The following is a 22,820-nucleotide window of genomic DNA, read 5'->3' as shown; positions in this document are numbered from 1 at the left end:
TCGCGCATCGCGCGACGGCGTTACCAGCCCCCGGCGGCAGGCGGCGCCATCCGACATCCACTTCCAGCCGTGCCAAGGAGGTCAGTCCGACGATGCCGACCACCGCACCCGCAACGCCATGACGCGAGACATGCCCGCGGAGCCGGTGTTGTACCGGCCCGTCACGCCTGGTCCGACGCCGGGCACCATCACGCCCGATGCGCCTGCCGCGCCCGGGGCGTCCGCAGCGCGGAGGGTGCCGGCCGCGCCCGGCGTGTCTGCCAGACCGCGGATGCCTGCAGGGATGCCTGCCGCGCCCGGCGTGCCTGCCGCGCCCGGGGTATCCAGTGCGTCCGACACTCGCGTCATGCCCGCCGACGCGGCGGTGTGGACCCGCGGCCTGACCAAGGAGTACGGGCCGCGGCGGGTCGTCGACCACCTCGACCTGTTCGTCCCGGCCGGCGCCCTGTCCGGATTCGTCGGGCCGAACGGAGCCGGCAAGTCGACGACGCTGCGCATGCTGCTGGGGCTGGTCCGCCCGAGCGCGGGCGAGGCCTTCGTCCTCGGCGAGCCGGTGACCTCGCCCGAGGGCTACCTCGACCGCACCGGCGCGATGATCGAGGGCCCGACGTTCCACCCGGGCCTGTCCGGCCGGCGCAACCTCGAGCAGCTCGCGCTGCTGCGCGGCGTCGGGCGCGGCAGCCGCCTCGGGCATCGGCGACGCGCCCGGCGCGAACGGATCGACGAGGTGCTCGCACAGGTCGGGCTCGCCGGCCGGGCTGACGACCGCTTCGGCACCTACTCGCTGGGCATGAAACAGCGGCTCGGCATCGCCGCGGCCCTTCTCCCCCGCCCGAAACTGTTGATTCTGGACGAACCGACTAACGGGCTGGACCCCGCCGGAATCCGGGAGATCCGCACCCTCCTGCGGGATCTCGCCGGCACCGGAATGACCATCTTCGTCTCAAGCCACCTGCTTTCCGAGGTCGAGCAGATCTGCGACCACCTGGTGATGATCCGCAGTGGTCGCATGCTCTTCCAGGGGCATGTCGCCGATCTGCTGGCAGCCGAGGACCCGCGCATCCTCATGGTGCCCGAACGTGACGATGACGCCGAACGCCTCGCCGCGGTCCTGGGCTCCGCCGGTCTGCACACCGAGATCGAGATGGCCGACGAGGCGCGCTCCCTGCCGACGTTGGTCGAAAGACATCCGGTGGTGGTGGCGCACGCGCCCGACGGCCTGGCCGCGGGCATCAACCGGCTGGCCATGCGGGCCGGGATCACGCTGCGCTCGATCCGGACGCATCGCCCGAACCTGGAGGAGACGTTCCTGCGGGCCACCGGCGACGTCGACGGAGATCTCACCATGCGAGGAGGCGCCACGTGATCAGTTCTTTTCGATCGGAATGGGTACCGCTGCTGCGCCCGCGCTTCCTGTTCGGCACGGTGAGCGCGGTGGCCGCCGTCGCCGCGCTGGGTGCGCTGCTGACGATCTTCTCCGCGGGCAGTACTGACTTCGACGGCGATCCGGTGACGGTCGCGATGCTGGCCGCGCCGTCGGGGATCAGCGAGGGCCTCGAGGCGGTGACCATCCTGCTGGGGGTCGTCGCACTGTCGGTGACCGCGGCGACGCTCGCCGGCGAGTACTCCCGCGGCACGCTGCGCAACCAGCTCGTCGCACAGCCCCACCGGCTGCGCCTGCTCGCCGGCAAGGTGTTGGCGCTTGCGGTCTTCGTGGTGGGGGTGGTCCTCGCGGCGGCCGTCGTCGCGGTGGCGCTCTCGTTCGCGCTGGCGCCGGTGAAGGGCATCCCGACCGATCAGTGGGCGTCCCTGTCCGGTCTGGCCGCGCTGGGGAAGAGCCTGGTCAACGTGTCGCTCGGGTCGCTGGGGTATGCCGTCGTCGGTGCGCTGGCCGCGGTGGTGCTGCGCTCACCGGCCGCCGCGATCGCGGTCGGACTGGCCTACGCGCTGCCGGTGGAGATGCTGGTGTCGCGGATCTACAGCCCGGCCGCGGGCTGGCTTCCGATGCACCTGATGGAAGTCTTCTCCGTCGGCGGCACGGGCTACGCGACGCCCTACCTGCAGGCCGGCGTGCGGGTCGGCGTCTTCTGTGCGGTGGCCGCGCTGCTCACGGCCCTGATGTTCCGCCGCCGCGACGTCACCGCCTAGTCTCGTCGGAGGCCTGAGGGCCTGGCCTGGCCTGGCCTGGCACCGGGACCGGCCTGCCTGGCCTGGCGACCGGCCTGGCCTGGCCTGGCGACCGGATCGGCCCGGCGGCCGGACCGGCCTGGGGTCCTGACGGCGGCGGCGTGCCCGCGGTTCAGCCTTCGAGCAGGAAGTCCAGGTTCAGGCCCAGCAGCCACTGGTCGAGCTTGAACGGCGGATAGGGCCAGCGGATGCCGTCGAGAACCATCTGGTTCACCGGCAGCCACAGCGTCCGCCGCTGTGCGTCGACCGCGCCGCGCCGCAGCCCGACGTAGCGGGTCGACGGGCCGCGCAGCCGGTCAAGCCCCACATCGACGGGGTCGAGCGTGCGGAACGTCATGCGGCTTCCGCTGCCGGCGGGACGTACCGCCGTCACTAAACCGTCCAGCCCACCCAGCAGGACGGCTCCGGTGACCGGATCGATCGTCAGGCTGCGCACCAGGCCGCCGCGGTCGGTGCCGGGAACGAGGAAGTCGGCCGGATTGTCGCGGCCCCAGCTGTCCACCGGCCAGTTGCCGGTGGCCGGGGTCCGGCTGACCAGGCCGCGCTCCCGGCCGATCCTGGGGTAGACGGCGAGCTTGTCCGCGCGCAGCCCGTCGGCCTTCGTACGGGCCACGTAGAGGGTGCCGTCCGCGCCGAACGCGGCGGTCTCCATCCGGGATCCGTCCTGCACGGCCCGCGCGGCCGTGCTGCGGGGCGTGATCCGTCCGGTGGAGGCCTGGTAGGAGAACTCCTGGATCGGGAAGGGCTGCGTGCGGTGGTTCGTGTCCCGCACATCGCAGATCAGGACGAACCGCTCGTCATCGGGCTCACTGGTCGGATCGGCGGCGACCTCACGCGGATTGACCACCAGCTCCACCCCGAGCGGCCGGACCTGCGGGTACTGCCAGAACGCCCGGACCCTGCCGTCCAGGTCGAGGACCAGCAGCGCGCCGTTGTCGGTGCCGCCCTTCCCGGTGCCCAGGTACTGGGCGACCACCAGGTGGCCGCTGCGAGGCAGCCGGGCGATGGACGTCATCCCGCGCGCCGAGCGCGGCTGCCCGTTCGTGCCGGCGGGGAAGGCGGTGGCCGCGACCCAGGGCTCCGTGCTGCCCGCCAGCGCGTCTCCGGTGCGGGACAGGTCGGGCTCGTAGCCCCAGGCCCCGTCCGCTCCGCCGCGGCGCAGCTGCCCGAACGCTGGTAGCTGGCCGTAGGTGCGGACATCCCAGAAGTAGTAGGGCATCAGTGAGACGAAGACGGCGCGCTCGCCCTGCTCGCCCGCCGGGGCGGGCACGACGATGACGTCCGAGATGTCACCGCCGCCGATGCCGTGGAACAGCGGGTCGGTGCGTGGCTGGGTCTGCCGCCCGGTGGACGACGGGACCACCATCCGGGTGAAGCGGCGCGTGCCCGGCTCGAAGAGCCCCAGCTCCATGCCGGTGCCGGTGAGCGCCGACTGGTCGTCGGTGAACGGGGTGGTGCCGATGAGGACCGTCCCGTCGGCGGCCACCGCCGACATGAAGGCCGCCTGGCCGGGCCCGAACCCCCAGCCGGGAACCTCGACCACGCCGATCGGGGACGAGGCGTCCAGCCCGCCGAAGCTGCCCGGCGCCCCGAAGATCGTCAGCATGCCCGTGGGGAGCTTCGAGGCCGTGGTCGGCGCGGGGGTTGATCCGTCCGCGCGGACAGGCAGATCCGGGTTGCCCGGCCACCACTGCTGGCCGTCGGAACCGCCGCCGGTGAGCCGCCACGCGGCCGCGCCGCCCGCGGCGAGCGCACCGAGCCCGGCCGCTCCGGTGATCAGACCGCGCCGGGTGAGGGGGCGACCGCCCGACCTGTCAGATGCGGCGGGCTCGCCCGGGCCGGCCGGGCGGCCTGAACCTCCAGGCCCACCACTCTCGCCAGACCTGTCAGCCGCGCCGGAGCCGGCAGGTCCGCCGGCCTGGCCGCCCGGCCCTGGCCGGTTACCGCCGGAGCCCGCCGGGCGGCCGGTCTGGTCCGGCGGCGGGCCACCCCAGGTCCGCGGCGCATGCTGGGGCGTCGAACCGTGATGAGCCCGCGGCCAGCCGGGCGGGTGGGACGGACCGCCCGGGCCCAGGATCTTCGTCGCGTCCGGGTCGATGTTCGCGGGGTCGGGCATCAGACCTGGTCGGTCCCGGGCGGCTGGGCGCGGTCGGGCCCAGGACTGGTCAACGCCACATGTACTCCGTTCGGACGGCCCTCCGCGGTGGCGCCGGGCCGTCATTCGGATCCGGCCGCGACCAGCAGGGAGGGTCGGTGCGAGGGTCGATCAGATCTGACTCTGGTACCGCGATACCCGGTGAGCCCTGCCCTCTCACGGCGCGTGGTCCGGGATGGGGCAGATCCGGCTCGACGACGGAAAGGCTCAGTTATGCCGCAGATATTAAAGAACATGAGGTGGACGAAATCCGCACCGAAGTCACCAGGCGCCCGCGGACCGCGCCTCTCCCGCCCCGGAAACGGGCGGAATCCGGCCCGAGCCCGGACCTAACGCACCCTCCGCCGCCGCGCCGGACGTCCAGGCCGACGGTGCCGGCGCCGGTGGCGGAGGTGGGGGGACCGCCGGGAAAACGGACATCGGCGCAGCCGCCGCCGGAACCCCGGCGGCAGCCTCGGCCGCGGCACGGGCGTCGGCGCGGTGCACGAGATGCACCAGCACTCCCGCCGCGAAGGCGGTGACAGCCTGGCAGCCGAGCATCGCCACCGCGGTGCGCATCGCGTCACCGTCCGCCGCCCCGATCGCGGCCGCGGTGACAGCGGCGCAGACCGCGAGGACCACGACCACCCGCCGCTGGGCGGACCCCAGCAGGTAGGTCGCGAACATCAGGGTCAGGGCGAGGAAGGTCATGCCGAGCGCGAGGATCGACAGCGAGGAGGCGGCACCGGTGAGCTCCGGGCCGAACACGAGCGACAGCAGGGGCTTCGCCGCGACCGCGCCGATGGCGGCGAGCGCGAGGCCTGGTGCCACGACGAGCCCGCACGCCACGGTGAGCGCGGCGGTCGCGCCGCGGCCCTCGGCCCGGCGCCGGGCCGCCTCGGGCAGCAGGAAGTTCGCCACCGCCAGACCGATGAACACCGGCACCTTGCAGGCGGTGGCGATCGCCGCGTAGGCGCCGGCGCCGTCGTGGTCCAGCCAGCCGACGATGACGACGTCCATGTTCTGCAGCAGGGCCAGCGGGACCAGCGCGCCGAGCGCCACCCAGGTGCTGGCGAGCAGCCCCGACCGCCGCAGGATCTGCGCTTCCGGGATCGCGAGCGGGCCGGTGGCGGCGAGCGACGCCGACCGGGCGGCCCGCCGCGGGAGTGCCACCACGGCTCGGGGCACCTTCGCCAGGCCCTTGCGGGCGTGGTCGGTGGCCAGCGCGGTGCCCAGGACGAGCCCGAGCCCGGCGCCGTTCACCCCGAGCCCGGCGACGACGAACACGATGATGAGGCTGACCCGGGTCGCCGCCTCGACGATGAAGTTGCCCGCGAGCCGGCGGTAGGCTCCCCGCGCCTGGAGCACCCCGCGCTCGATGCACAGCAGCGTCCACACCGCCGCCCCGATGACCGCCTCGGCGACCGCGAACGGATGCGCGTAGGAGAGCACCGCCGCCACCGGCCGGCAGATCAGCAGTGCCACCACCGTGGCGACGAAGACACCGAACAGACACTGGCGGCGCAGGTCACGGATCCAGCCCCACTGGTCACGCCGGCTGTCGCCGTCGGCGGCCGTCTCCTTCTGCACGACCGCGATGAGCAGCGCGTTGCCGACCACCGAGAGCACCATGAAGATGCTCACCTGGACGACCACCGCCCCATAGGCGGCCGGGTCGAGAACCCGTGCCAACACCAGGTTCATCAGCAGGTTGATGCCGTTGGCGAACGCACCGGCGACCGCGAGGGCCGCGGGGCCGGCAATCAACCCGGCGATGGTCGCCCGAGCACGCGTCACCATGATCGCTCCCTGGTCCCGGTCGGCGTCGGCCGCCCGGCTCCCCTCCACCGGACGTGAGGCGGATCACTGGTCATGATGACAGGAAATGCCGCAATGGTACGGCCCTGACCCCACCGGAGGTATAACGCGGCACCTGGAAGCGGTGTCAGCAGCCAGGCGGACACCGACCGGCGCGACGTGACCGACCCGGCCGGAAGGCCCGGCCACCCGGTACCGCCGCCACCGATGCGGCGCGCTGTGAGTAACTTCTCGGCCGAGGACACACCGGTCACACCGGACGCACCCGACGCACCGCACGTGCCGGGCGTCCGGGGCGTGCGGGCGCGTGCAGGGCGCGCCGGACAGGACGACGGGAGCGATCTGGTGACGACAGCTGCACCGCGGCCCACCCAGGCACTGGCAGGCCGGCACCTGGTCTTCCTCAACTGGCGGGACAGCGTGCACCCGCAGGCCGGCGGGGCCGAGCTGTTCTGCCACTCGATCGCCGAGCGGTTCGCCGCGGCCGGTGTCCGGGTCACCCTGCTCACGTCCCGCCCGCCCGGTGCCGCGGCGCACAGCATGGTCGACGGAGTCGCCGTGCGCCGAGGCGGTGGCACCTTCGGGGTGTACCCGTCGGTCCTGGCGCGGCTTGCGCGGATGGTCCGCTCCGCCGACGGCGTCGACGCGGTCGTCGACTGCCAGAACGGGATCCCCTTTTTCAGCCCGTTGGTGCTCCCCGCCCGCATCCCGGTGGTGCAGGTCCTCCATCACGTCCACCAGAAGCAGTTCCCGCTGTACTTCCCGGGCCCGGTCGCCCGGGTCGGGCAGCTCCTGGAGGCCCCGGGCAGCCGGTGGGTCTACCGGCGCCGGCCGGTGGCCGTGGTCTCTCCGTCCACCCGGGACGAGGCCCGTGGCGTGCTGGCCCTGCCCGGCGCCCGGTTCCTCGTCCCCAACGGCGTCACCGTGCCCGGCGGCGTCACCGGCCCTGACGGCGTCACCGGCCCTGACGGCGTGACCAGCCCGGTCGACGTGACCGGACCAGACCGGGTGACCGGACCAGAGCACGCGGATGATCTCGCCGGGCGGGCCGCCGGGCCGACCATCGTGTGCGTCGGGCGGCTCGTCCCGCACAAGCGCCTGCACCTGCTGATCGAGGCCGTCCCCGCGCTGCTGCGCGCACACCCGGACCTGTCCGTGCACATCGTCGGCGACGGGCCGGACCGCGCCCGCCTCGCCGACCTCGCGGCCCGACTGATGATCACTCAGGGCGACGGCGCCTCGGACGCGACGCTGCGCTGGCACGGATTCGCCCCCGCCGAGGTGCGCGACGCCGTGCTCGCCTCCGCGTGGCTGACGGTGAACCCGTCCCACGGCGAGGGGTGGGGCCTGTCCGTGCTGGAGGCGAACGGGCTGGGCGTGCCCGCCGTCGCCTTCCGGGTCCCGGGGCTGCGCGACTCCGTCCGCGACGGGGTCACCGGCTGGCTGGTGGACGATCCAGCGCAGCTCGGCGACACCATCTCGGCCGCACTGACCCGCCTCGCCGACCCCGCACAGGCGAGGACCGTGCGCGCCGCGGCCCGCGCCTGGGCGGACGGCTTCAGCTGGGACACCAGCGCCGACCTGCTGGCCGGGATCATCGCCTCCGAACTCGACCGCCTCGGCGGCGCCCGGTCCGCGGCGCCCGCCGGGCCGGGTGAGCCGCCCACCAGGACCCGCGGCCGGCGGCTCAGTGGCGCGCCGCGCCCAGCCCACCGGGCGCCGGGCATCGGGCACCGGCCGGCCCGCGACCGGCGGCGCCCCGACGACCAGCTGACCCTGGTCGAGTTCGACCTTGCAGCCAGCTCCGACCTGCCCGTGCTGCGACGGACCGACCTGCTGTTCGAGCTGACCCCGCGGACCGAGCCCGGCGGCGACACGGCAACCGATCCGGCAACCGAGGACGACGGGCGGACCCGGCGCTTCGCCGCGCTCTTCTACGGTGCCGACAACACCGGCGCCCGGACGGCGCTGGCCCGCCGGGGGCTGCGCCCGGCCAGCCGCCCGCGCCCGGCCACCGGCGAGGATCTCCTGGTCGCGGCCGCGCACCCATTCACGCGCGACTGACCGCGGACCCGGTCGAGTGGCCGCGCCAGAGGTCAGAAGCACGCTGGAGCGCAACGAGTGCGTGCGGCGCTACACCGCGTCCATGCCCAACGACGCGTTCGCCCGGCTGGTCGACAGAGTCGCCGGGAACGCCCGGTCAGGTGCCCCCTGGGCGGAGGAGCTCCTTTACCACTGGGTGGACATGGAACGCTCCGACACCAAGCGGACCGTGCTGCTCCAGGAAATGGTCCGCAGCTCCTTTCTCGGCTGCCCGTTCGAATGCCTCACCCGGCTGGCCGCCGTCCCTGAGACCAACGTGAGCTCCCTCTCCGCCAAGTTGCTCGTGATGGCCGGCCCGGCAGGAGAACAGGCACTCATCCGCGCCCTTCCGAGAATTCGCGGTTACCAGCTCTCCCTCGCCATYGGCGCGCTCAGGGACGGTTCCGTACCCCTCGACGCCGACCTGCTCAGCGAATACATCCGTCACCCCAACCGGTTCGTCAGACACACGACGCTGGGCCTGCTGGGGCGGCGTGGCGACTCGACCTGTACCCCACATCTCCTCGAGGCGCTGGCACGACCGGACCGGTCCACCTGGGAGTCCGCTCTCCTGGCTCTCGGGGTCGTCGGGGACGCCCGCGCGGTGGACGCCATCCTGAACCGGCTACGGACCCATGCGGCCCGGAAGTCCGGCCTCGAGACGCCCTTCGTCGAGCTCGAGCTGAACTTCCTCGGCCAGCATGCCCATGAGCGCCCTGACGCATTCGCTACCGCACGTGAGATCGTCGTGTCCACGTGGGCGAAACGCAATGAGGAGGAGACCTACTGGATCACACGGTTTCTCCCCCAGGTGGCACCGCACGCGCGGGAACCGCTCCAGCCCCCGACCACCGAAGCCGTCGCAACGCTGAAAGCGCAGATGATCGAGCACCAGCGCCGCGGCGCGCGCATCGTCGCCTGATCCGAGACCGCTGAAACCCACCGTGTCGGTCTCGGATGAGACACCTGTCCGCCGGGTGGAAAGCACCCGGCGGACGGCACTTCGTCCTACCCTTGGCCGGTGGACCTCTGGTCGGTTGATTCGGCGCCGCAGAATGGGTGCTGATGGTCGTGCTGACGGTGGCCCTTGTCGTCCTCGACCCGTTCCGCACCCTCATCGAGGGCATTGCAGTGGCAGCGGTGGCGATATCGGAGAAGAAGCCAGCCGCCATCGTCGGCGACGAACCGGTCGCAGGCCCAGAAGACATCAGTGGTGCACCTCAGTAGCTCCTTTTGCACCCGCCCCGCCGACCCACGGGGGATCCCGCACCTCCACCCAGCTCCAGCGATTCATGCCAATAGCGATAAAAAGGACAGAGAGTCGTTGGACGATCCACAAGAAATGAGGGCTTCGGTCGCTGCCGCAGCCCTGATCCTCAACTCCTGCCTGGTCGCAACGGTTACCGAGACACGGACCCTGGGGAGCCACTCGAGGATCATGGAATTTTGGTCGTCCTGACGACCAAAATCCTCGACTCTCGTCTGGCAGCAACTGCCGCCCGATGTTCGCCAGCTCGCGGCACCCATCGAGGTACGCGCGTCGGCACTCTCGCTCAGTGGGAGCGGGTCAGGGCTTTGACCGGGCTCCGTCCAGAAAGGCGCGGACGAGCGCCGCGGGCATCGGGTCGTCCAGGGGCAGGTGCCGGACCAGGAGCCGGAAGTAGAGCGGGCCGAACAGCTGGTCCAGGCCGATCTGGATGTCGAGGTCGGGCCGTAGCTCGCCGCGGTCGATCGCGCCCTGGATCAGGATGGTGCCGGCGTCCCGGCGGGGCTGGATCCACAGCGCGCGCAGCTGGTCCGCGAGCGCCGCGTCGGTCTGGGCCGCGCCGATCAGCTCGGCCATGATGGCTCCGGCGCGGCCGCGGAAGGCGTCCACCATCAGGGCGATCTGTGCGGTCAGGTCGCGGGCGAGGTCACCGGAGTCGAACATGCCCATCTCGGGCCGGTAGCGGTGGAAGTAGGCGTCCACCGCCACGGCACCCCGGCTGGGCCACCACTTGTAGATCGTTACCTTGCTGACCCCGGCGTGGGCCGCGATCGCCTCCATCGTCGCCGCGGCGAGGCCGCCCTCGATCAGCAGATCCGCGGCGGCGTCGAGAATCGCCAGCCGGGCCCGCTCACTGCGCGGCCRGCCGGGCCCAGGCCGGCCAGCCCCAGACCGCCCCGCCCCGGTCTGGTCCAACCCGGGACGGCCCGACCCGGGACCGACGGGTACCGCCGGGTCACCCAGCGCCGCTGGTGTACCGCGCACTTGGGCTGACCCGGCGCCCCCTGGACGGGCGACGGGTAGATCGTCGGTCACATCGGCAGCCTATTTCATGAACGCTACGTTCAGATATAAGCTTTCATGAACACAGCGTTCACTATCGAAGGTTGATCATGGCCGAGTCGACCGCATCCTTCCACGACGTCCGCGCGGACCCCCAGCGCCTGCGCGTCGTGGCCCTGTTCCTGGCTGCGGCCTGCGGGCTGACCGTCGCGAACATCTACTACTCGCAACCGATCCTCGCCGAGCTGGCGGGTGCGTTCGATGTCAGCCAGGGCACCACCGCGCTCGTTGTGACGATCACCCAGATCGGCTACGCGCTGGGTCTGCTGCTGATCGTCCCGCTCGGCGACCTGCTGGCCAACCGGCGCCTCGCCGTCTGCCTGGTCAGCGGCACCGCGGTCGCGCTGGTGGCAGCGGCCGCGGCCCCGTCGCTGCCCGTCTTCATGGTGGCGGCGCTGGTGATCGGGTCGACATCCACGGTGGCGCAGGTGCTGGTGCCGTTCGCGGCCCACCTGGCCCCGGCCGGCCGGGAGGGCCGGGTCGTCGGTCAGGTCATGAGCGGGCTGCTGCTCGGGATCCTGCTGGCCCGGACCACCTCCAGCCTGATCGCCGCGGCGCTGTCCTGGCGGTGGGTGTACGGAATATCCGCGGCGCTGATGGTGGCGGTGGCCTTCACCGCGCTGCGGGTGCTGCCGGAGCGCCGGCCCGCCCCCGGCCCGCGGTACCCGGCACTCATCGCCTCGCTGGTCGAGCTGGTGCGCCACGAGCCCGTGCTGCGCCGACGGGCCTTCTACCAGACGCTGATGTTCGGCGCGTTCAGCGCCTACTGGACGTCCATCGCCTACGACCTGCACGAACGCCACGGCCTGGGCCAGGTCGCGATCGGTGTCTTCGCCCTCGTCGGGGCCGGCGGCGCGGCCGCGGCGCCGATCGCGGGGCGGCTGGGCGACCTCGGACGGACCCGGGCGGGAACCGGCGCCGGCCTGCTGCTCGCCGCCGGCGCGATGCTGCTCGCCCTGGTCGCCGAGAGCTCGGTGATCGCGCTGGCCGCGGCCGGCCTGCTGCTCGACTTCGGCGTGCAGGCGACGCAGGTCCTCGGGCAGCGCGAGATCTACACGACCCGGCCCGAGTCCCGCGCCCGGATGAACGCGGTGTACCTGGCCACCATGTTCGCCGGCGGGGCGATCGGCTCCGCGCTGTCCGGGGCGATCTACGACGCCCACGACTGGTCCGGGGTGGCGATCTTCGCCGGAGCTCTGCCACTGGTCGGCTTCGCCCACTGGCTGCGTACGCCCACCAGCCGCATGGCACCGATCACGGCGTAGGCGGAGCGTCGGAAACTACAGGAGCTTCTGGAGATCCTCGATCGTCAGACCGGTGTCCGCGAGAATCTGGCGGAGTGTTCCTTTCGGGATGTCACGCCCGGCATGATCTGGAACCGTGACATCGATGCCCGCCCGGTCGGGGTCACGCAGCCGATGATGACTGCCCTTGATCCGAACGAGCTCGAATCCCGCCCTTCTGCAGAGCCCTGACGACGTCCTTGCCCGGAAGCGACGGTACCGGGGGCATCAGGCCACATCGACCGTGATGGCGAGTTCCTCCGGCGCACCGTCGTCCTCGATGACCATCACGATCGCGTCCTTCAGGTCCGCCACCGCCTGGTCCCGGGTGCCACCAAACCCGTTGCAGCCGGTACGGCCCACGTAGGCGTGTGCACACCAGACGCCGTCCTCGTCCTGCGCGACGGTGTAGGGGATGTGCACCACTCGGCTCATGGCCACCACGGTACGCGACTCGACCCATCTCGACCGCAGAGAGAAACGACGGGAGTACATAGGGTGGAATGCCGGCTGGGGATGAGGCAGCGCGACGCGAGCGCCAGGGACGAGCTCGCGTACGCCGCCTGGGCCCGGCTGGATGAGCAGACCAGGACAGCGGTGCTGGCCCAGGCCCGGGCAGGGCTGCTGCATCCGGATCCGGATGTCCGCCAGACGGCGTCCGCCTGGGCGGACGCGGTGCTTCGCCGGCCACCCTACGGGCTCCTCACAGCTTTCATCGCGGTCTTGTTCCTGGCGATAATCAATGCTGCCGGTTCCGGCATGAGCAGCCCTGCCATTTTCTCCGACCGAAACAATCCCAAGCGCCGCCGGGAGGCGAGGATGATTCGCCGGGCGTTCGCCGGTGGCACTGGAGCCGGCGCTGTCAGGCCGCCCGCCCTGCGGCGACGGCGGCCTCCTCAGTAGTGGATGACCGGCTCGCGGCCCAGCAGCTCGTCGTAGCCGTGGGGAAGCTGCCCGGCGACGTCCTCGAACTCGTTGGGGCTGACCGACGTCTTCAGGGCGGCGACCACGGCGCGGGCATGCTGGCGGGCATGCGCCCGGTCGCAGCCACCGCCCTCCCGCTCGGCGACGCGGCGGTAGAACTCGTCGAGCCCGAAGCGCTCGCCGCGGCCGGATGGCGGCAACGCCCTGGCGAGCGCGGGCGGTAGCTGCGAGGCGAGGTCCTTGGTCTCGCCGCCGGACAGCCGCTCGCCGAGCACCGCCAGCGTGGCCCGGATGGCGGTCTCGGCGTGCTCGACACTGTCCATCCGGCCGGTCTCACGGACCACCGAGACGAGTTCGTCGCGTTTCATCAGCTGCGCCCCTCTTCGTACTCTCCTGCCCGTCCCGCGAGCTGATCGCCGGAGGCAGATCGGCGGATCGTGGGCGACATCCCCCACGTCGGCAGCTTTCCCGGTACCGGATGGCTCCACGCCGATGACGATGCGCCACCGATCGATGATCGGATCAGGACACCCGGATCAGGCCTCGGGCAGGTGTGGGCGGCGCATCGCCGGGTGGAGGATCTCGGCTGCCCCCCGGCGGTAGAGGGCGGCCGGCCGGCCGCCGTCTCGGGCGGTCGAGCGGCCCACCGGCTGCAGGAAACCGGGTGTTCCGGTCACCTTGCGGTGGAAGTTGCGCGGGTCGAGCGGGGCGCCCCAGACGAGCTCGTAGACCCGGCGCAGCTCGGCCACGGTGAACTCGACCGGGCAGAACGCGGCCGCCAGCGCGGTGTACTCCAGCTTCGACCGGGCCCGTTCCAGCCCGTCGGCCAGGATCGCCGCATGGTCAAACGCCAGAACCGCACCGGGACCATCGTCGCCGCCGGCTCCGGCGACTGATTCCGCGCCGGCCGGGCCGCCGCAGGACAGGCCGGTCCCGGTCCCGGTCCCGGTGCCGGTGCCGGTGCCGGTGCCGGTGAGCGCGGCCAGTGCGGCGACGGGGACGAACTCGGCTGCCGCGGCGTCCGTACCGGGCCGCGGCTCGGGCAGGTCGGGGGCGAGGGCCAGGAAGGCGATGGTCACGATGCGCGCCCGCGGGTCACGGTCGACGGCACCGTAGGCGGCCAGCTGTTCCAGATGCACGCCGGACGTCGGCTCCGCCAGCCGCAGGCCGGTCTCCTCGGCCAGCTCACGGCGTGCCGCGGCCACCAGTGTCTCGTCCGGGCGGACGAAGCCGCCCGGCAGCGCGAGTGCGCCCTCGAACGGCGCCAGGCCGCGCCGGATCAGCAGCACGCAGAGCCGGTCCGCCCGGATGGTGAGGATCACCAGGTCGACGGTCACCCCGTAGGGGACGTAGCAGTCCGCGGGCAGGCGGGCGGCCGTGGGCGGCTGGGCAGGCGCGGACGACTCGGCGTTCGTGGACGGCCTGCCGGTCGCCGCGGGCTTGTCGTCGTCGGTCACGCAGCCGACTGTACCGGCAATCTCGTCATATTGACGAGAACCGGCTCATCCCCTTATCGTCACTTCGACGAGATCGAGCGACACCGGGCCTGACCAGCCGAGACACCGGCCATCAGGCCGGCCGTGAACACAAGGAGACCCCCATGGCCGACATCAGCCGCGCACTGTTCCTGCGCCACCTGCGGGGCACCCCGACGGCGTACGTCCGCCACCTGCGCGGCGGGCGGGCCCGACACGAGGGGGTCGGGCTGACCTTCTGGTACCAGCCGCGCACCGCGGTGATCAGCGAGGTTCCGGTGGAGGACCGGGAGCTCCCGCTGCTCTTCCACGCCCGCACGGCCGACTTCCAGGACGTCACCGTGCAGGCCACCGTCACCTACCGGGTGGCCGAGCCCACGCTGGCCGTCAGCCGCCTCGACTTCGGCATCGACCCGGAGACGGGCGCCTGGCGCACGAACCCGCTGGAGCAGCTCGGTGGGCTGATCGTCGAGACCGCCCAGCAGCACGCCTTCGACCTGCTGGCCCGCACCACGCTGACGAACGCGCTGGTCGACGGGGTGCCGGCCGTCCGGGAGCGCATCGCGGCCGGGCTCGAGGGCGACCCGCGGCTGGCCGAGACCGGGGTGGCGGTCGTCGGGGTCCGCGTCGTAGCGATCCGCCCCGAGCCGGAGCTGGAGAAGGCGCTGCGCACACCCACCCGGGAGCAGGTGCAGACCGAGGCCGACCGGGCGACCTACGGCCGGCGCGCCCGAGCCGTCGAACAGGAGCGCCGGATCGCCGAGAACGAGATGCAGAACCAGATCGAGCTCGCCCGCCGGGAGGAGGAGCTGGTCGCCCAGCGCGGCACCAACGACCGGCGGACCGCGACGGAGAAGGCGGCCGCGGCACGGATCGCGGTGGAGGCACAGGCCGAGCACGCCCGCCTCACCGCGGCCGGCGCCGCCGAGGCGGCCCGGCTGGCGGCCGCCGCCCGCGCCGAGGAGATCGAGCGGGTCGGCGCGGCCGAAGGCACCGCCGAGCGGGCCCGGGTCGAAGCCCTGCGCGACCTGGACAACCGGGCGGCGATGACGCTGGCCGTGCGTGACCTGGCCGGCAGGCTCCCCGACATCCAGGCGCTGACGATCACTCCGGACGTCCTCAGCGAGCTGCTGACCCGGCTGGCCACCACCGCCCGCCCGGGCGGTGGTGCCTGATGGCGACGCTCGCCCCGCGAGTCGTTCTGGTGCATCGCCGCACCGAGTACGCCGAGCTGCTCGAACGGCACGGCACCGCCGGCCAGGCCGCGTTCTTCCTGGCCAGCCGGGGGCGTGACCTCACCGAGGTGCGGGCGCGTGACGCGGCGGTGACCGCGGCCCGCCGGGCGGCGATCGCGGCCGTCCCGGCCGACTGGCGCCACGGCGAGGTGGAACGCGCCGACCTCGACCGCTTCCTGTTCGCCCCCGACGACCTGATCGTCTGCGTCGGCCAGGACGGGCTGGTCGCCAACGTGGCCAAGTACCTCGACGGGCAGCCGGTCATCGGCATCGACCCGGAACCCGGGCGCAATCCCGGGGTGCTGGCCCGGCACCCGGTCGGCAAGCTCGGAGCCCTGCTCCAGATGGCGGCGGACACCCCAGCCGCGACAGCCGCGACAGCCGGGACCACCTCGGCCGTCCGCGCGGTGACCATGGTCGAGGCCAGATCCGATGACGGCCAGCGGCTGCTCGCCCTCAACGAGATCTACGTCGGTCACGCCTCCCACCAGACAGCCCGCTACGAGCTGGCCGCACCGGACCACACCGGCACCGTCCATCTGGAGCGGCAGGCGTCCTCGGGGCTGCTGGTCGGGACTGGCACCGGCTGCGGCGGCTGGTGTCAGTCGGTGTGGCGCCAGCGCGGCAGCCGCCTGGCTCTACCCCGGCCCGATTCGCCCGGTCTGGTCTGGTTCGTGCGGGAGGCCTGGCCGTCACCGAGCACCGGCGCCAGCATGGTCGAGGGCCTGCTTCCCGCGTCGGCCCGCATCGAGCTACGGGCCGAGTCCGAACGCCTGGTGGTCTTCGGGGACGGGATCGAGTCCGACACGATCACGCTCACCTGGGGGCAGCGGCTGTCGGTCGGCGTGGCCGAGCGCCGCCTACATCTGCTTTGACACCGCCGTGGCCAGTGCGGCCAGGCCCTCCTGGTAGATCTCCGCGAACCGGGCCACCCCGGCGGGGTCGAACAGGCGCCGGTGGTGACAGAAGGTCAGCCGCAGGCGGTCGCCGTTGCCGGCCACACAGATGATCAGTCCCTGTGGCATGCCGCTCGTACCGATGAAGGACAGGCTCCTGATCCGCGGGCCGCCCGCCGCGGCCGCCGCGTGCAGGTCGACCGGCCCGACGTTGCTCACCGCCAGGTGAGGCGTGAGGAAGGGGCGAGCCAGTGCCACACCGCCGCGCAGCACCGTCGTCCGCAGCGAGCTGGGCGTGGCCGCCGTGACGGCCCGCACCGCCGCGGTCATCCGCGTACCGGCCCAGCCTGCCGGGCCGCGCTTCGCCGCCGCGGTCTGATCCACCACGGCTGCCGCCAGTCGCACCGGCTCCCGTCGTTCCGCCGCGGTCGAGGTGATCATCACCTGACCCGACCGGTTTCCCAGCTCACGAGGTTCGGCCGGACCGGCGTCCCGCACGGCGAGCGGCATGCGAACCCGCACGGTGCCGCTGCGGTGTCCGCACTCGCTGTTCCAGCGTTCCGCCGCCAGATGCGCAGCGGCGAGCAGCTGATCGTTGACCGTCATCCGCCGCCCGTCCGCCAGCAGCAGCGGTCGTGGCACCGGCAGGTCGACGGGGTACACACCGTAGCCCTGCGCGAGGCTCGGGCCGCACGGAACAAGATGCCGTGCCAGCCGCCGACCGCCGGCTCCGTCACCCAGGCCGGCCGATCCGACGAACTCCGCTGAACCCGCCGATTCCGCCGAACCCGCTGATTCCGTTGATCCCGTCGGTTTCGTCGATCCCGCGAGTTCCCCGCGCGGGCCGGGCTCGGCCGCGGCTGCCGCCACGTCCACGGACGGCGTGCGCCGCGGGTTGCCCGCGGCGTGCCGCGGGCTGATCCTCTCGTGCCGAGGAGTCGTCCCCTGCTGGGTCCGCTGCTGATGAGTCCACGCTCTCTGCTGGATCCTTGCCGTCGGGCCGGGACGCCGGGCCAGCCATCCGCCGACGGGCTCCGGACCGTCGACCGCGCAGCCGGCGAGGATCTCCTGGAACAGGGCCAGGGCGCTCATTCCGTCCAGCGCGGTGTGGTGGGCGACTATCCCGACCACGTCCCCCTGCGGCCGGTGGGCGAGCAGCAGCCGCACCGGAGGCTCCCTGCGCAGGTCGAACGGGCGCGAGCACAGCGACTCGGCCGCCCGCCAGCTCGCGGGGTCCACGCCCGGCCCGTCGGTCGCCTCAACATGGATCTCGGATATTAGATCCACTGGTAGCCCTGATTCAGCCGGGAACTCCCACGCGGACGCGGTACCGAGACCGCCCGCGAGCCGCGCCCGGGCGATCGGATGGTTACACAGGGCGCGATACAGCGAGCTGCGCAGCCGGGCCGGGTGGATGGCGGCGTCCGTCTCCGCGACCACTCCGACGGTGAGCGGTGAATGGCTGCGGTCGGAGGCGAGGATGAGCTCCTCGTCGAGGGTCAGCGCCCGCCCCTGCCCGGCACTCGACAGCCAGACGGCGGCAGGTTCCCGGTCGCCGCCCTCGGCGCGAGCACCGTCGGAGCCACGGCCACGCCCCCCGCCCACGCCCCGCGACCGGCCCCCACCGGCGCCGGGAACGGCCGCTGCACAGGACGGCTGCCGGGCGGCCGACGGCCCCTCCGAGGCTCGGTGGACGTCCTGGTTGCGGAGCAGGTTCCACGGACGCGTGGTCACGCGTCCGGGCTGGGACTCCGCTCCCGGCACGTCCCTACTGAGCGGGAACAACATCCATCCGACCCTTCAGCTCGGCCTGTGATCGTTTCCCCATGACTGCCGGGGCAGCCGCGATCTGGAGGCATGATCATCTGCAGTCATGAAACGCCCGAGATCCCGGCCTACGGGCGCGTCAGCCCCCGCCGCCGATCGCCGCGGCGCGCCGTTGCCCGCCGCGTGCGGCGCTTGTTCCTCCTGCGGCTCCTCGGGGGCACGCAGCCGCGGCGCTGCCGGCCGCAGGGCGAAGGCGGAGATCGTCGCGGCGAAGGCGAGTGCGCCCAGAGCCTGTGCCGGCCAGCTGAACGCGCCTTCGTCCGAGAACGGGATGGCGTCCGGAACGGTCGACACCACGATTCCGGAGCCGACCATTCCGGTCAGTGCCAGCAGGCCCGGCAACCAGCGCAGCCGCCGACCGAGCAGGATGATCACCGGGACGGCCAGCGCGACCGGGCCCGCGACCAGGAACACCGCCAGCATCGCCAGCGCCAGACCCGCCCACAGGGTCGGCAGCCGCAGGCGGCCCAGGGCCGTCATCCCGGGTAGCCGGGCTGGGCTGAGGCGGGCGAAGCGATCGGCCAGCCGGCCGGCGCCACCCCCGCGCTCCTGGCGTCGACGCCGGCGCTCGGCGCCGACGGAGTCCGGGATGACGGCGATCGCGACGAGGATGAGCACCAGACCGAGCCCGACGAGCAGGTTGCGGCGGAAGGTCTGGCCGGGATGGTTCTCGATGACGATCGTCCCGCCCTGGCCGGCGGGGACGATCCAGCCCTGTGCCCAGCCGTCGATGCGCACCGCGGTGAGCTCCGTGCCGTTCAGCGTCGCCGTCCAGGAGGCGTTCGCGTTCTCCCGCACCGAGACGAACGAGGCGGCGCCGGCGCCGATGTCGATGGTGCGCAGCTCGGAGTCCCAGTGCCCGATCGCCGTCGTCCGGGGCTTCTCCGCGCTCACCGCCGTGCTCTCGCCGACCATGCTGATCGAGTCGACGACCATGGTGGAGCCGCCGAGGTCGACCGACAGCAGGTGCGAGCCCGCGCCGAGCCTGATCTGGCTGTTGTCGGTGCACAGCTTCAGCTGGAACGGCTTGGCCGTGGAGATGTTGCTGTAGACGCCGGAGATCTCCAGGTCGTACCGGACACCGTCGATGATCAGTGACGGGCCCTGCCCGCAGGGGATGACCAGCGGCGCGTTCGAGGTGTTGACCGCAGAGCCGGCCGGCGGTGGCAGGGCGGTGACGGTGCCCTTGACGCTGAAGGTCATCTCGCGCGGGGAGTCGAACTTCCGCGCGAACGTCAGCTCCTCGGAGCCGCCGAAGGGCTGCAGCGGGTCGACCCGGTAACGCTCGAAGGAGTAGGCGACGAGGCCCTGGCTCAGGGACTCGAACGCGCTCGTCAGGTCGGACGGCGTCTGCGCGTACCGGTGGAAGCTCGCGCCGGGGATGTCGATCTCACGGATACCGGCGCCGAGCGACGGGTCGCCCTCGTTGGTGACCTTCTCCAGCGTGATCCGGAACCAGTGGCTCTCCCCCGCCGGCACGGCGAGCCGCTGGATGTCCTCGACCGGCTTGACCTGGGTGACGACGGAACCGTGTTCGGTGGTGACCCGCAGCGCGTGCACCTCCGGCCGCCAGTCCCCCTCCGCCAGCAGCCGGACGTCGATGTAGGGCGCCTCGAGCTGCCGGCCGACGTCGAGCTGGATCCACTCACCCTGCGAGGTGGCGCCCTGCCGGCGCATCGCCGTCCAGGATGTCGACGTCTGGCCGTCGACGGCGGCCTGCGGGGCGAAGTCGGGGGCGGCCATCAGCTCGTAGCCGTAGGACGACGCGGTGACCGACATCCCGTCGGCGTAGCCGGCGACCGTCTGGTGGCCCGCCGTCGGCCGGTCGCTCCACTGGCGGGGCGGCTCGTTCTCGCCGGCGACGCTCTCGTCCGGGCCCAGCAGGTAGGACGTCCCGTCGTGCACGATGCCGAAGGTGAAGTCACGGCGCGTGTTCGTGTCGGTCACCGCGAGCGCGGTCGTCGGGGTGATGACCTTCGAGGCGGGTGGTGGATCGGCGATCGGCGCGAGCGTGGTCGTGGGGTCGGCGTCGGAACCGCCCGCCGCCGCCGAGTACTCGTCGGCCTCGGCGAGGTCACTCGCCAGGACGGTCGCACGGTCCTGCCCGAGCAGGCCCTGGTCGGCGAGCTGCACGGTCGCCTCAGGCCCGCCGGAGACGACGACCCCGGTGCTCAGCGGGTAGGCCTGGACCATGCGGGCGCCCCCGGGCACCGTCCAGACCTCCAGGGCGGCAACCCGCTCCTCCGACCGGCGCAGCGACTTGATCAGGCGGGCCTTGGAGCTGGTGCGGGCCTCGGTGGTCGGCCCGAAGGAGGCCGCCAGCTGCAGGCCCGAGCTCTCCAGCGAGCGGTGCAGCTGGTCGGTGGACGGGGGGATGTCCCAGTCCTTGATCTCGATGTCGTTGCGGATCAGCACCATGCCCACACCGGCGCGGGCCAGCGTCGTCGACAGCCCCGGCGTGTCGCCGGTGGCCATCAGGTCCTCGATGCCGTCCATCAGCCGGGTCGTGCCGACGCCGCCCAGCGGGATCAGGTTGCGCACCCCCCAGGGGGAGTCGGCGAGCCACTGCAGTGGTTCGTCCAGCGGGCGGCCCCACTCGTACTCGCCGAACGGGGCGCCGGGCAGCACCAGGGCGCGTCCGTTCTCGGGGTGATCGGCGAGCCAGTCCGCCGCCGCGGACCAGTAGTCCGGCACCTTGTCGAACGGTCTGGGCTGCAGGCCTTTGCCCTGCAGCAGCGGGAGCATCGCGACGACCAGGGCGGCGACCGCGGTCAGCGACACCATCACGGGCAGGACGCGGCGCCGGGAGGCGGCCCCGCCCGTACCGGCTGCCGCACCGCCCGCACCGGCCGTGCCAGCCGTGCCGTTCGCCGCACCGGCGTTCCGGCCCGAGGCCCTGGCCGCCGGCGAGATCACCAGCGGCATGGTTTCCTCATGCCGCGCGGGCTGGCCGGCCGCGCCGCGGCCGCGCCGCAGCAGTGCGCCGCCACGCAGCCGGCCGCGGCCGGGATCGCGCCCAGGTTCCCGCTCGGGTGCCTGGCCAGGACGCCAGGCCAGGGCCACGGCGAGGATGTGTGCCAGGCCCAGCGCCAGCGGCAGTCGCACCACCGGCTGGAACTTGTAGACGTTGCGGAGGAACCCGAAGGGCTCCGACAGCAGCGAGCGCAGGCCACTCGCCAGCGGGCTGACCGGTTCACCCGAGTAGGACGAGGAGACCGCGACGACACCGACAGCGAGGCTGACCAGCAGGAACCGTCGCGCCGGCAGGTCGCGGCGGGCGAGGCCGACCAGGCCGAACCCGGCCACCAGCGCGGAGGCGACGATCGGCGCGGCGCTGGACACGTACTCCCTGGCCGCGGGCAGCCAGGCCATCGGCAGCGCGAGGTAGGCCATCCAGTCCGCGGCGCCGCGCAGGGTCTCCCCGACCGAGGTCGTCGCGGTGGTCGTCTGGACGGTCTCGGTGAAGGGCAGGAAGTTGATTCCGTACCGGCCCTGGACCATCAGCGACAGGACCCACCACGCCGTCGCCAGCACCACGCACAGGCACCACCAGCCCCGCAGTGCCCAGGCCCGCCGCCCACCGCCCGCGAACACCAGCACGACAGCCGGGCAGAGCAGGACACAAAGGGTGACGGTCGCGTTGATGCCTCCGGTGCCCAGCACAGCCAGGCCGGACAGCGCCGCGGCGCGCCGCGGGGAGAACCGGGCCGCGGTCAGTGCGCGGGCATGCTCGCTGTCGTCGTCGTGGTGGCCGGTGTCGGCCCCGCCGGCGCCGTCGGGGCGCAGCGCGAGGATGAGCGGCACGACCATCCAGGGCAGCATCGAGGCCCCGGCCAGCGCCACGGACGTCGCGCCGACCTTGCCGAGGAACATCGGCGACAGCGCGTAGCTCAGCCCCGCCAGGATGCGGGAGGCGTGGCCGCCGATCCCCAGCACCTCGGCAAGCCGTACCGTTCCCCAGGCCGCCAGGGTGAGCAGGACAGCCATCCACAGCCGCTGAGTGATCCACGGCGGGATGTTGAGCAGGTCCCCTATCCCGAAGAACGGCCCCATCGGGAACAGGTAGCCGGCGTACTGGTTCGGCAGGTAGCCGAAGTCGGACGTCGAGTTCCACAGATGGGTGGCCGCCTCCATGAAGCGCCACGGCTCGAGCGGTACGTCCAGCTTGGTGTCGGCGGTCAGCTTGCCCGGTGCCTGCAGCAGGAAGAGGGTGGCGAAGCCGACGAACATCGCGGCCAGCGACCAGCGCGACGCGCGGTCCGGCCGCGGCCCTGCCTGGCCCGGACGCAGCCGCAGCGACCCGGGGAGGACCCCGAACCGCCGCCCCCGGGACCGCACGGGCTCAGGGTCACCGGCCGGGTCGGACAGACCCGGCCGAAGGGCGCTGTCGGCCGGGATGGCAGAGATATCAGGCTCCAGGGCGGTAGTCGGGACTGACCCGACGTTCATACATCCTCACGCGAAACCGTACGGTACCGGTCCCGTCCGGGTGGTCGGGCGGTCGTCGGGCCTGGTCGGGCGGTCGTCGGCGCTGGTAGAGGGCCGGGCCCTGGTGGCAGGCCGGATCCTGGTGGTCGGCCTGATCCTGGTGGCAGGCCCGGTGCGGGTGAGCCGACCACGCCGCGCCGCC

Annotated in this window: 17 protein-coding genes; 8 read left to right on the top strand and 9 right to left on the bottom strand. The window is 72.8% G+C overall.

The window, feature by feature from the left end; translation table 11 throughout:
* Window positions 1–283 precede the first annotated feature (283 nt).
* Entirely contained in the window at window positions 284–1,366 is a 1,083-nt protein-coding gene (locus tag CcI49_RS07790) for an ATP-binding cassette domain-containing protein (protein ID WP_076825377.1), read from the top strand.
* The gene (locus CcI49_RS07785; protein WP_054566892.1) at window positions 1,363–2,148 is read left to right on the top strand and encodes an ABC transporter permease subunit; all 786 of its coding nucleotides are present in this window, start codon (window positions 1,363–1,365) and stop codon (window positions 2,146–2,148) included. Before CcI49_RS07790 ends, CcI49_RS07785 begins: the two co-directional genes overlap by 4 nt.
* A gap of 151 nt (window positions 2,149–2,299) precedes the next feature.
* Here the strand turns inward: CcI49_RS07785 and CcI49_RS07780 are convergent, their stop codons facing one another.
* Window positions 2,300–4,303: a hypothetical protein gene (locus CcI49_RS07780; RefSeq protein ID WP_076825374.1), complete on the bottom strand. Its 2,004-nt coding sequence runs from the start codon at window positions 4,301–4,303 to the stop codon at window positions 2,300–2,302.
* A gap of 300 nt (window positions 4,304–4,603) precedes the next feature.
* Window positions 4,604–6,121 (bottom strand): polysaccharide biosynthesis protein, encoded by a 1,518-nt coding sequence (locus CcI49_RS07775; protein ID WP_076825568.1) that lies wholly within the window; start codon window positions 6,119–6,121, stop codon window positions 4,604–4,606.
* Between the two features lie 363 nt (window positions 6,122–6,484).
* Between CcI49_RS07775 and CcI49_RS07770 the strand changes: the two genes are divergently transcribed.
* The 3 genes from CcI49_RS07770 to CcI49_RS41975 all read left to right on the top strand — a co-directional run bounded on the left by CcI49_RS07770 (window position 6,485) and on the right by CcI49_RS41975 (window position 9,448).
* Window positions 6,485–8,203: a glycosyltransferase family 4 protein gene (locus CcI49_RS07770; RefSeq protein ID WP_076825566.1), complete on the top strand. Its 1,719-nt coding sequence runs from the start codon at window positions 6,485–6,487 to the stop codon at window positions 8,201–8,203.
* Between the two features lie 16 nt (window positions 8,204–8,219).
* A complete protein-coding gene (locus CcI49_RS07765) occupies window positions 8,220–9,143 on the top strand; it encodes a HEAT repeat domain-containing protein (RefSeq protein ID WP_076825372.1) in 924 nt (307 codons plus the stop codon).
* A 143-nt stretch (window positions 9,144–9,286) separates the two neighbouring features.
* A complete protein-coding gene (locus tag CcI49_RS41975; RefSeq protein ID WP_158230723.1) occupies window positions 9,287–9,448 on the top strand; it encodes a hypothetical protein in 162 nt (53 codons plus the stop codon).
* A 340-nt stretch (window positions 9,449–9,788) separates the two neighbouring features.
* Here the strand turns inward: CcI49_RS41975 and CcI49_RS07760 are convergent, their stop codons facing one another.
* On the bottom strand, window positions 9,789–10,472 hold the full coding sequence (locus tag CcI49_RS07760) for a TetR-like C-terminal domain-containing protein (RefSeq protein ID WP_116437357.1): 684 nt from the start codon (window positions 10,470–10,472) through the stop codon (window positions 9,789–9,791).
* Between the two features lie 128 nt (window positions 10,473–10,600).
* Between CcI49_RS07760 and CcI49_RS07755 the strand changes: the two genes are divergently transcribed.
* Window positions 10,601–11,815, top strand: coding sequence for an MFS transporter (locus CcI49_RS07755; RefSeq protein WP_076825367.1), 1,215 nt, complete (start codon window positions 10,601–10,603; stop codon window positions 11,813–11,815).
* A gap of 15 nt (window positions 11,816–11,830) precedes the next feature.
* Here CcI49_RS07755 and CcI49_RS43125 read toward each other — a convergent pair whose 3' ends face one another.
* From CcI49_RS43125 to CcI49_RS07730, 4 genes are all read right to left on the bottom strand, one after another.
* Complete coding sequence (locus tag CcI49_RS43125; protein ID WP_241839969.1) at window positions 11,831–11,965, bottom strand: type II toxin-antitoxin system HicA family toxin; 135 nt, start codon at window positions 11,963–11,965, stop codon at window positions 11,831–11,833.
* A 96-nt stretch (window positions 11,966–12,061) separates the two neighbouring features.
* The gene (locus CcI49_RS07745) at window positions 12,062–12,268 is read right to left on the bottom strand and encodes a hypothetical protein (protein WP_054566887.1); all 207 of its coding nucleotides are present in this window, start codon (window positions 12,266–12,268) and stop codon (window positions 12,062–12,064) included.
* Between the two features lie 461 nt (window positions 12,269–12,729).
* Window positions 12,730–13,125 carry a DUF2267 domain-containing protein gene (locus CcI49_RS07735; protein WP_054566885.1) on the bottom strand — a complete coding sequence of 132 codons (396 nt, stop codon included), beginning with the start codon at window positions 13,123–13,125 and terminating at the stop codon, window positions 12,730–12,732.
* 168 nt (window positions 13,126–13,293) lie between these two features.
* Window positions 13,294–14,124, bottom strand: coding sequence for an NUDIX domain-containing protein (locus CcI49_RS07730; RefSeq protein ID WP_076825564.1), 831 nt, complete (start codon window positions 14,122–14,124; stop codon window positions 13,294–13,296).
* Window positions 14,125–14,357: 233 nt separating this feature from the next.
* Here CcI49_RS07730 and CcI49_RS07725 point away from each other — a divergent pair, with 233 nt between their 5' ends.
* Together CcI49_RS07725 and CcI49_RS07720 are read left to right on the top strand one after the other, a co-directional pair.
* On the top strand, window positions 14,358–15,407 hold the full coding sequence (locus tag CcI49_RS07725) for an SPFH domain-containing protein (protein WP_076825361.1): 1,050 nt from the start codon (window positions 14,358–14,360) through the stop codon (window positions 15,405–15,407).
* Window positions 15,407–16,342 (top strand): hypothetical protein, encoded by a 936-nt coding sequence (locus tag CcI49_RS07720; RefSeq protein WP_054566883.1) that lies wholly within the window; start codon window positions 15,407–15,409, stop codon window positions 16,340–16,342. The genes CcI49_RS07725 and CcI49_RS07720 overlap by 1 nt, the downstream gene beginning before the upstream one ends.
* Here the strand turns inward: CcI49_RS07720 and CcI49_RS07715 are convergent.
* Window positions 16,328–18,097: a chromosome condensation protein gene (locus CcI49_RS07715; protein WP_241839953.1), complete on the bottom strand. Its 1,770-nt coding sequence runs from the start codon at window positions 18,095–18,097 to the stop codon at window positions 16,328–16,330. The two genes, CcI49_RS07720 and CcI49_RS07715, sit on opposite strands and share 15 nt — an antisense overlap.
* Before the next feature lie 66 nt (window positions 18,098–18,163).
* On the bottom strand, window positions 18,164–22,420 hold the full coding sequence (locus tag CcI49_RS07710) for an alpha-(1->3)-arabinofuranosyltransferase family protein (protein ID WP_241839968.1): 4,257 nt from the start codon (window positions 22,418–22,420) through the stop codon (window positions 18,164–18,166).
* Window positions 22,421–22,820 lie beyond the last annotated feature (400 nt).

Source organism: Frankia sp. CcI49, from assembly GCF_001983215.1.
Taxonomy (GTDB): domain Bacteria; phylum Actinomycetota; class Actinomycetes; order Frankiales; family Frankiaceae; genus Parafrankia; species Parafrankia irregularis.
This window is presented reverse-complemented; position numbering and strand designations above follow the sequence as displayed.

Coding starts and splice junctions, on each gene's coding strand:
- CcI49_RS07780 (WP_076825374.1), bottom strand. CDS start 4,303: ATGCCCGACCCCGCGAACATCGACCCGGACGCGACGAAGATCCTGGGC.
- CcI49_RS07790 (WP_076825377.1), top strand. CDS start 284: ATGCCTGCCGCGCCCGGCGTGCCTGCCGCGCCCGGGGTATCCAGTGCG.
- CcI49_RS07710 (WP_241839968.1), bottom strand. CDS start 22,420: ATGTTCGTCGGCTTCGCCACCCTCTTCCTGCTGCAGGCACCGGGCAAG.
- CcI49_RS07720 (WP_054566883.1), top strand. CDS start 15,407: ATGGCGACGCTCGCCCCGCGAGTCGTTCTGGTGCATCGCCGCACCGAG.
- CcI49_RS07735 (WP_054566885.1), bottom strand. CDS start 13,125: ATGAAACGCGACGAACTCGTCTCGGTGGTCCGTGAGACCGGCCGGATG.
- CcI49_RS07775 (WP_076825568.1), bottom strand. CDS start 6,121: ATGGTGACGCGTGCTCGGGCGACCATCGCCGGGTTGATTGCCGGCCCC.
- CcI49_RS07755 (WP_076825367.1), top strand. CDS start 10,601: ATGGCCGAGTCGACCGCATCCTTCCACGACGTCCGCGCGGACCCCCAG.
- CcI49_RS07725 (WP_076825361.1), top strand. CDS start 14,358: ATGGCCGACATCAGCCGCGCACTGTTCCTGCGCCACCTGCGGGGCACC.
- CcI49_RS41975 (WP_158230723.1), top strand. CDS start 9,287: ATGGTCGTGCTGACGGTGGCCCTTGTCGTCCTCGACCCGTTCCGCACC.
- CcI49_RS07745 (WP_054566887.1), bottom strand. CDS start 12,268: ATGAGCCGAGTGGTGCACATCCCCTACACCGTCGCGCAGGACGAGGAC.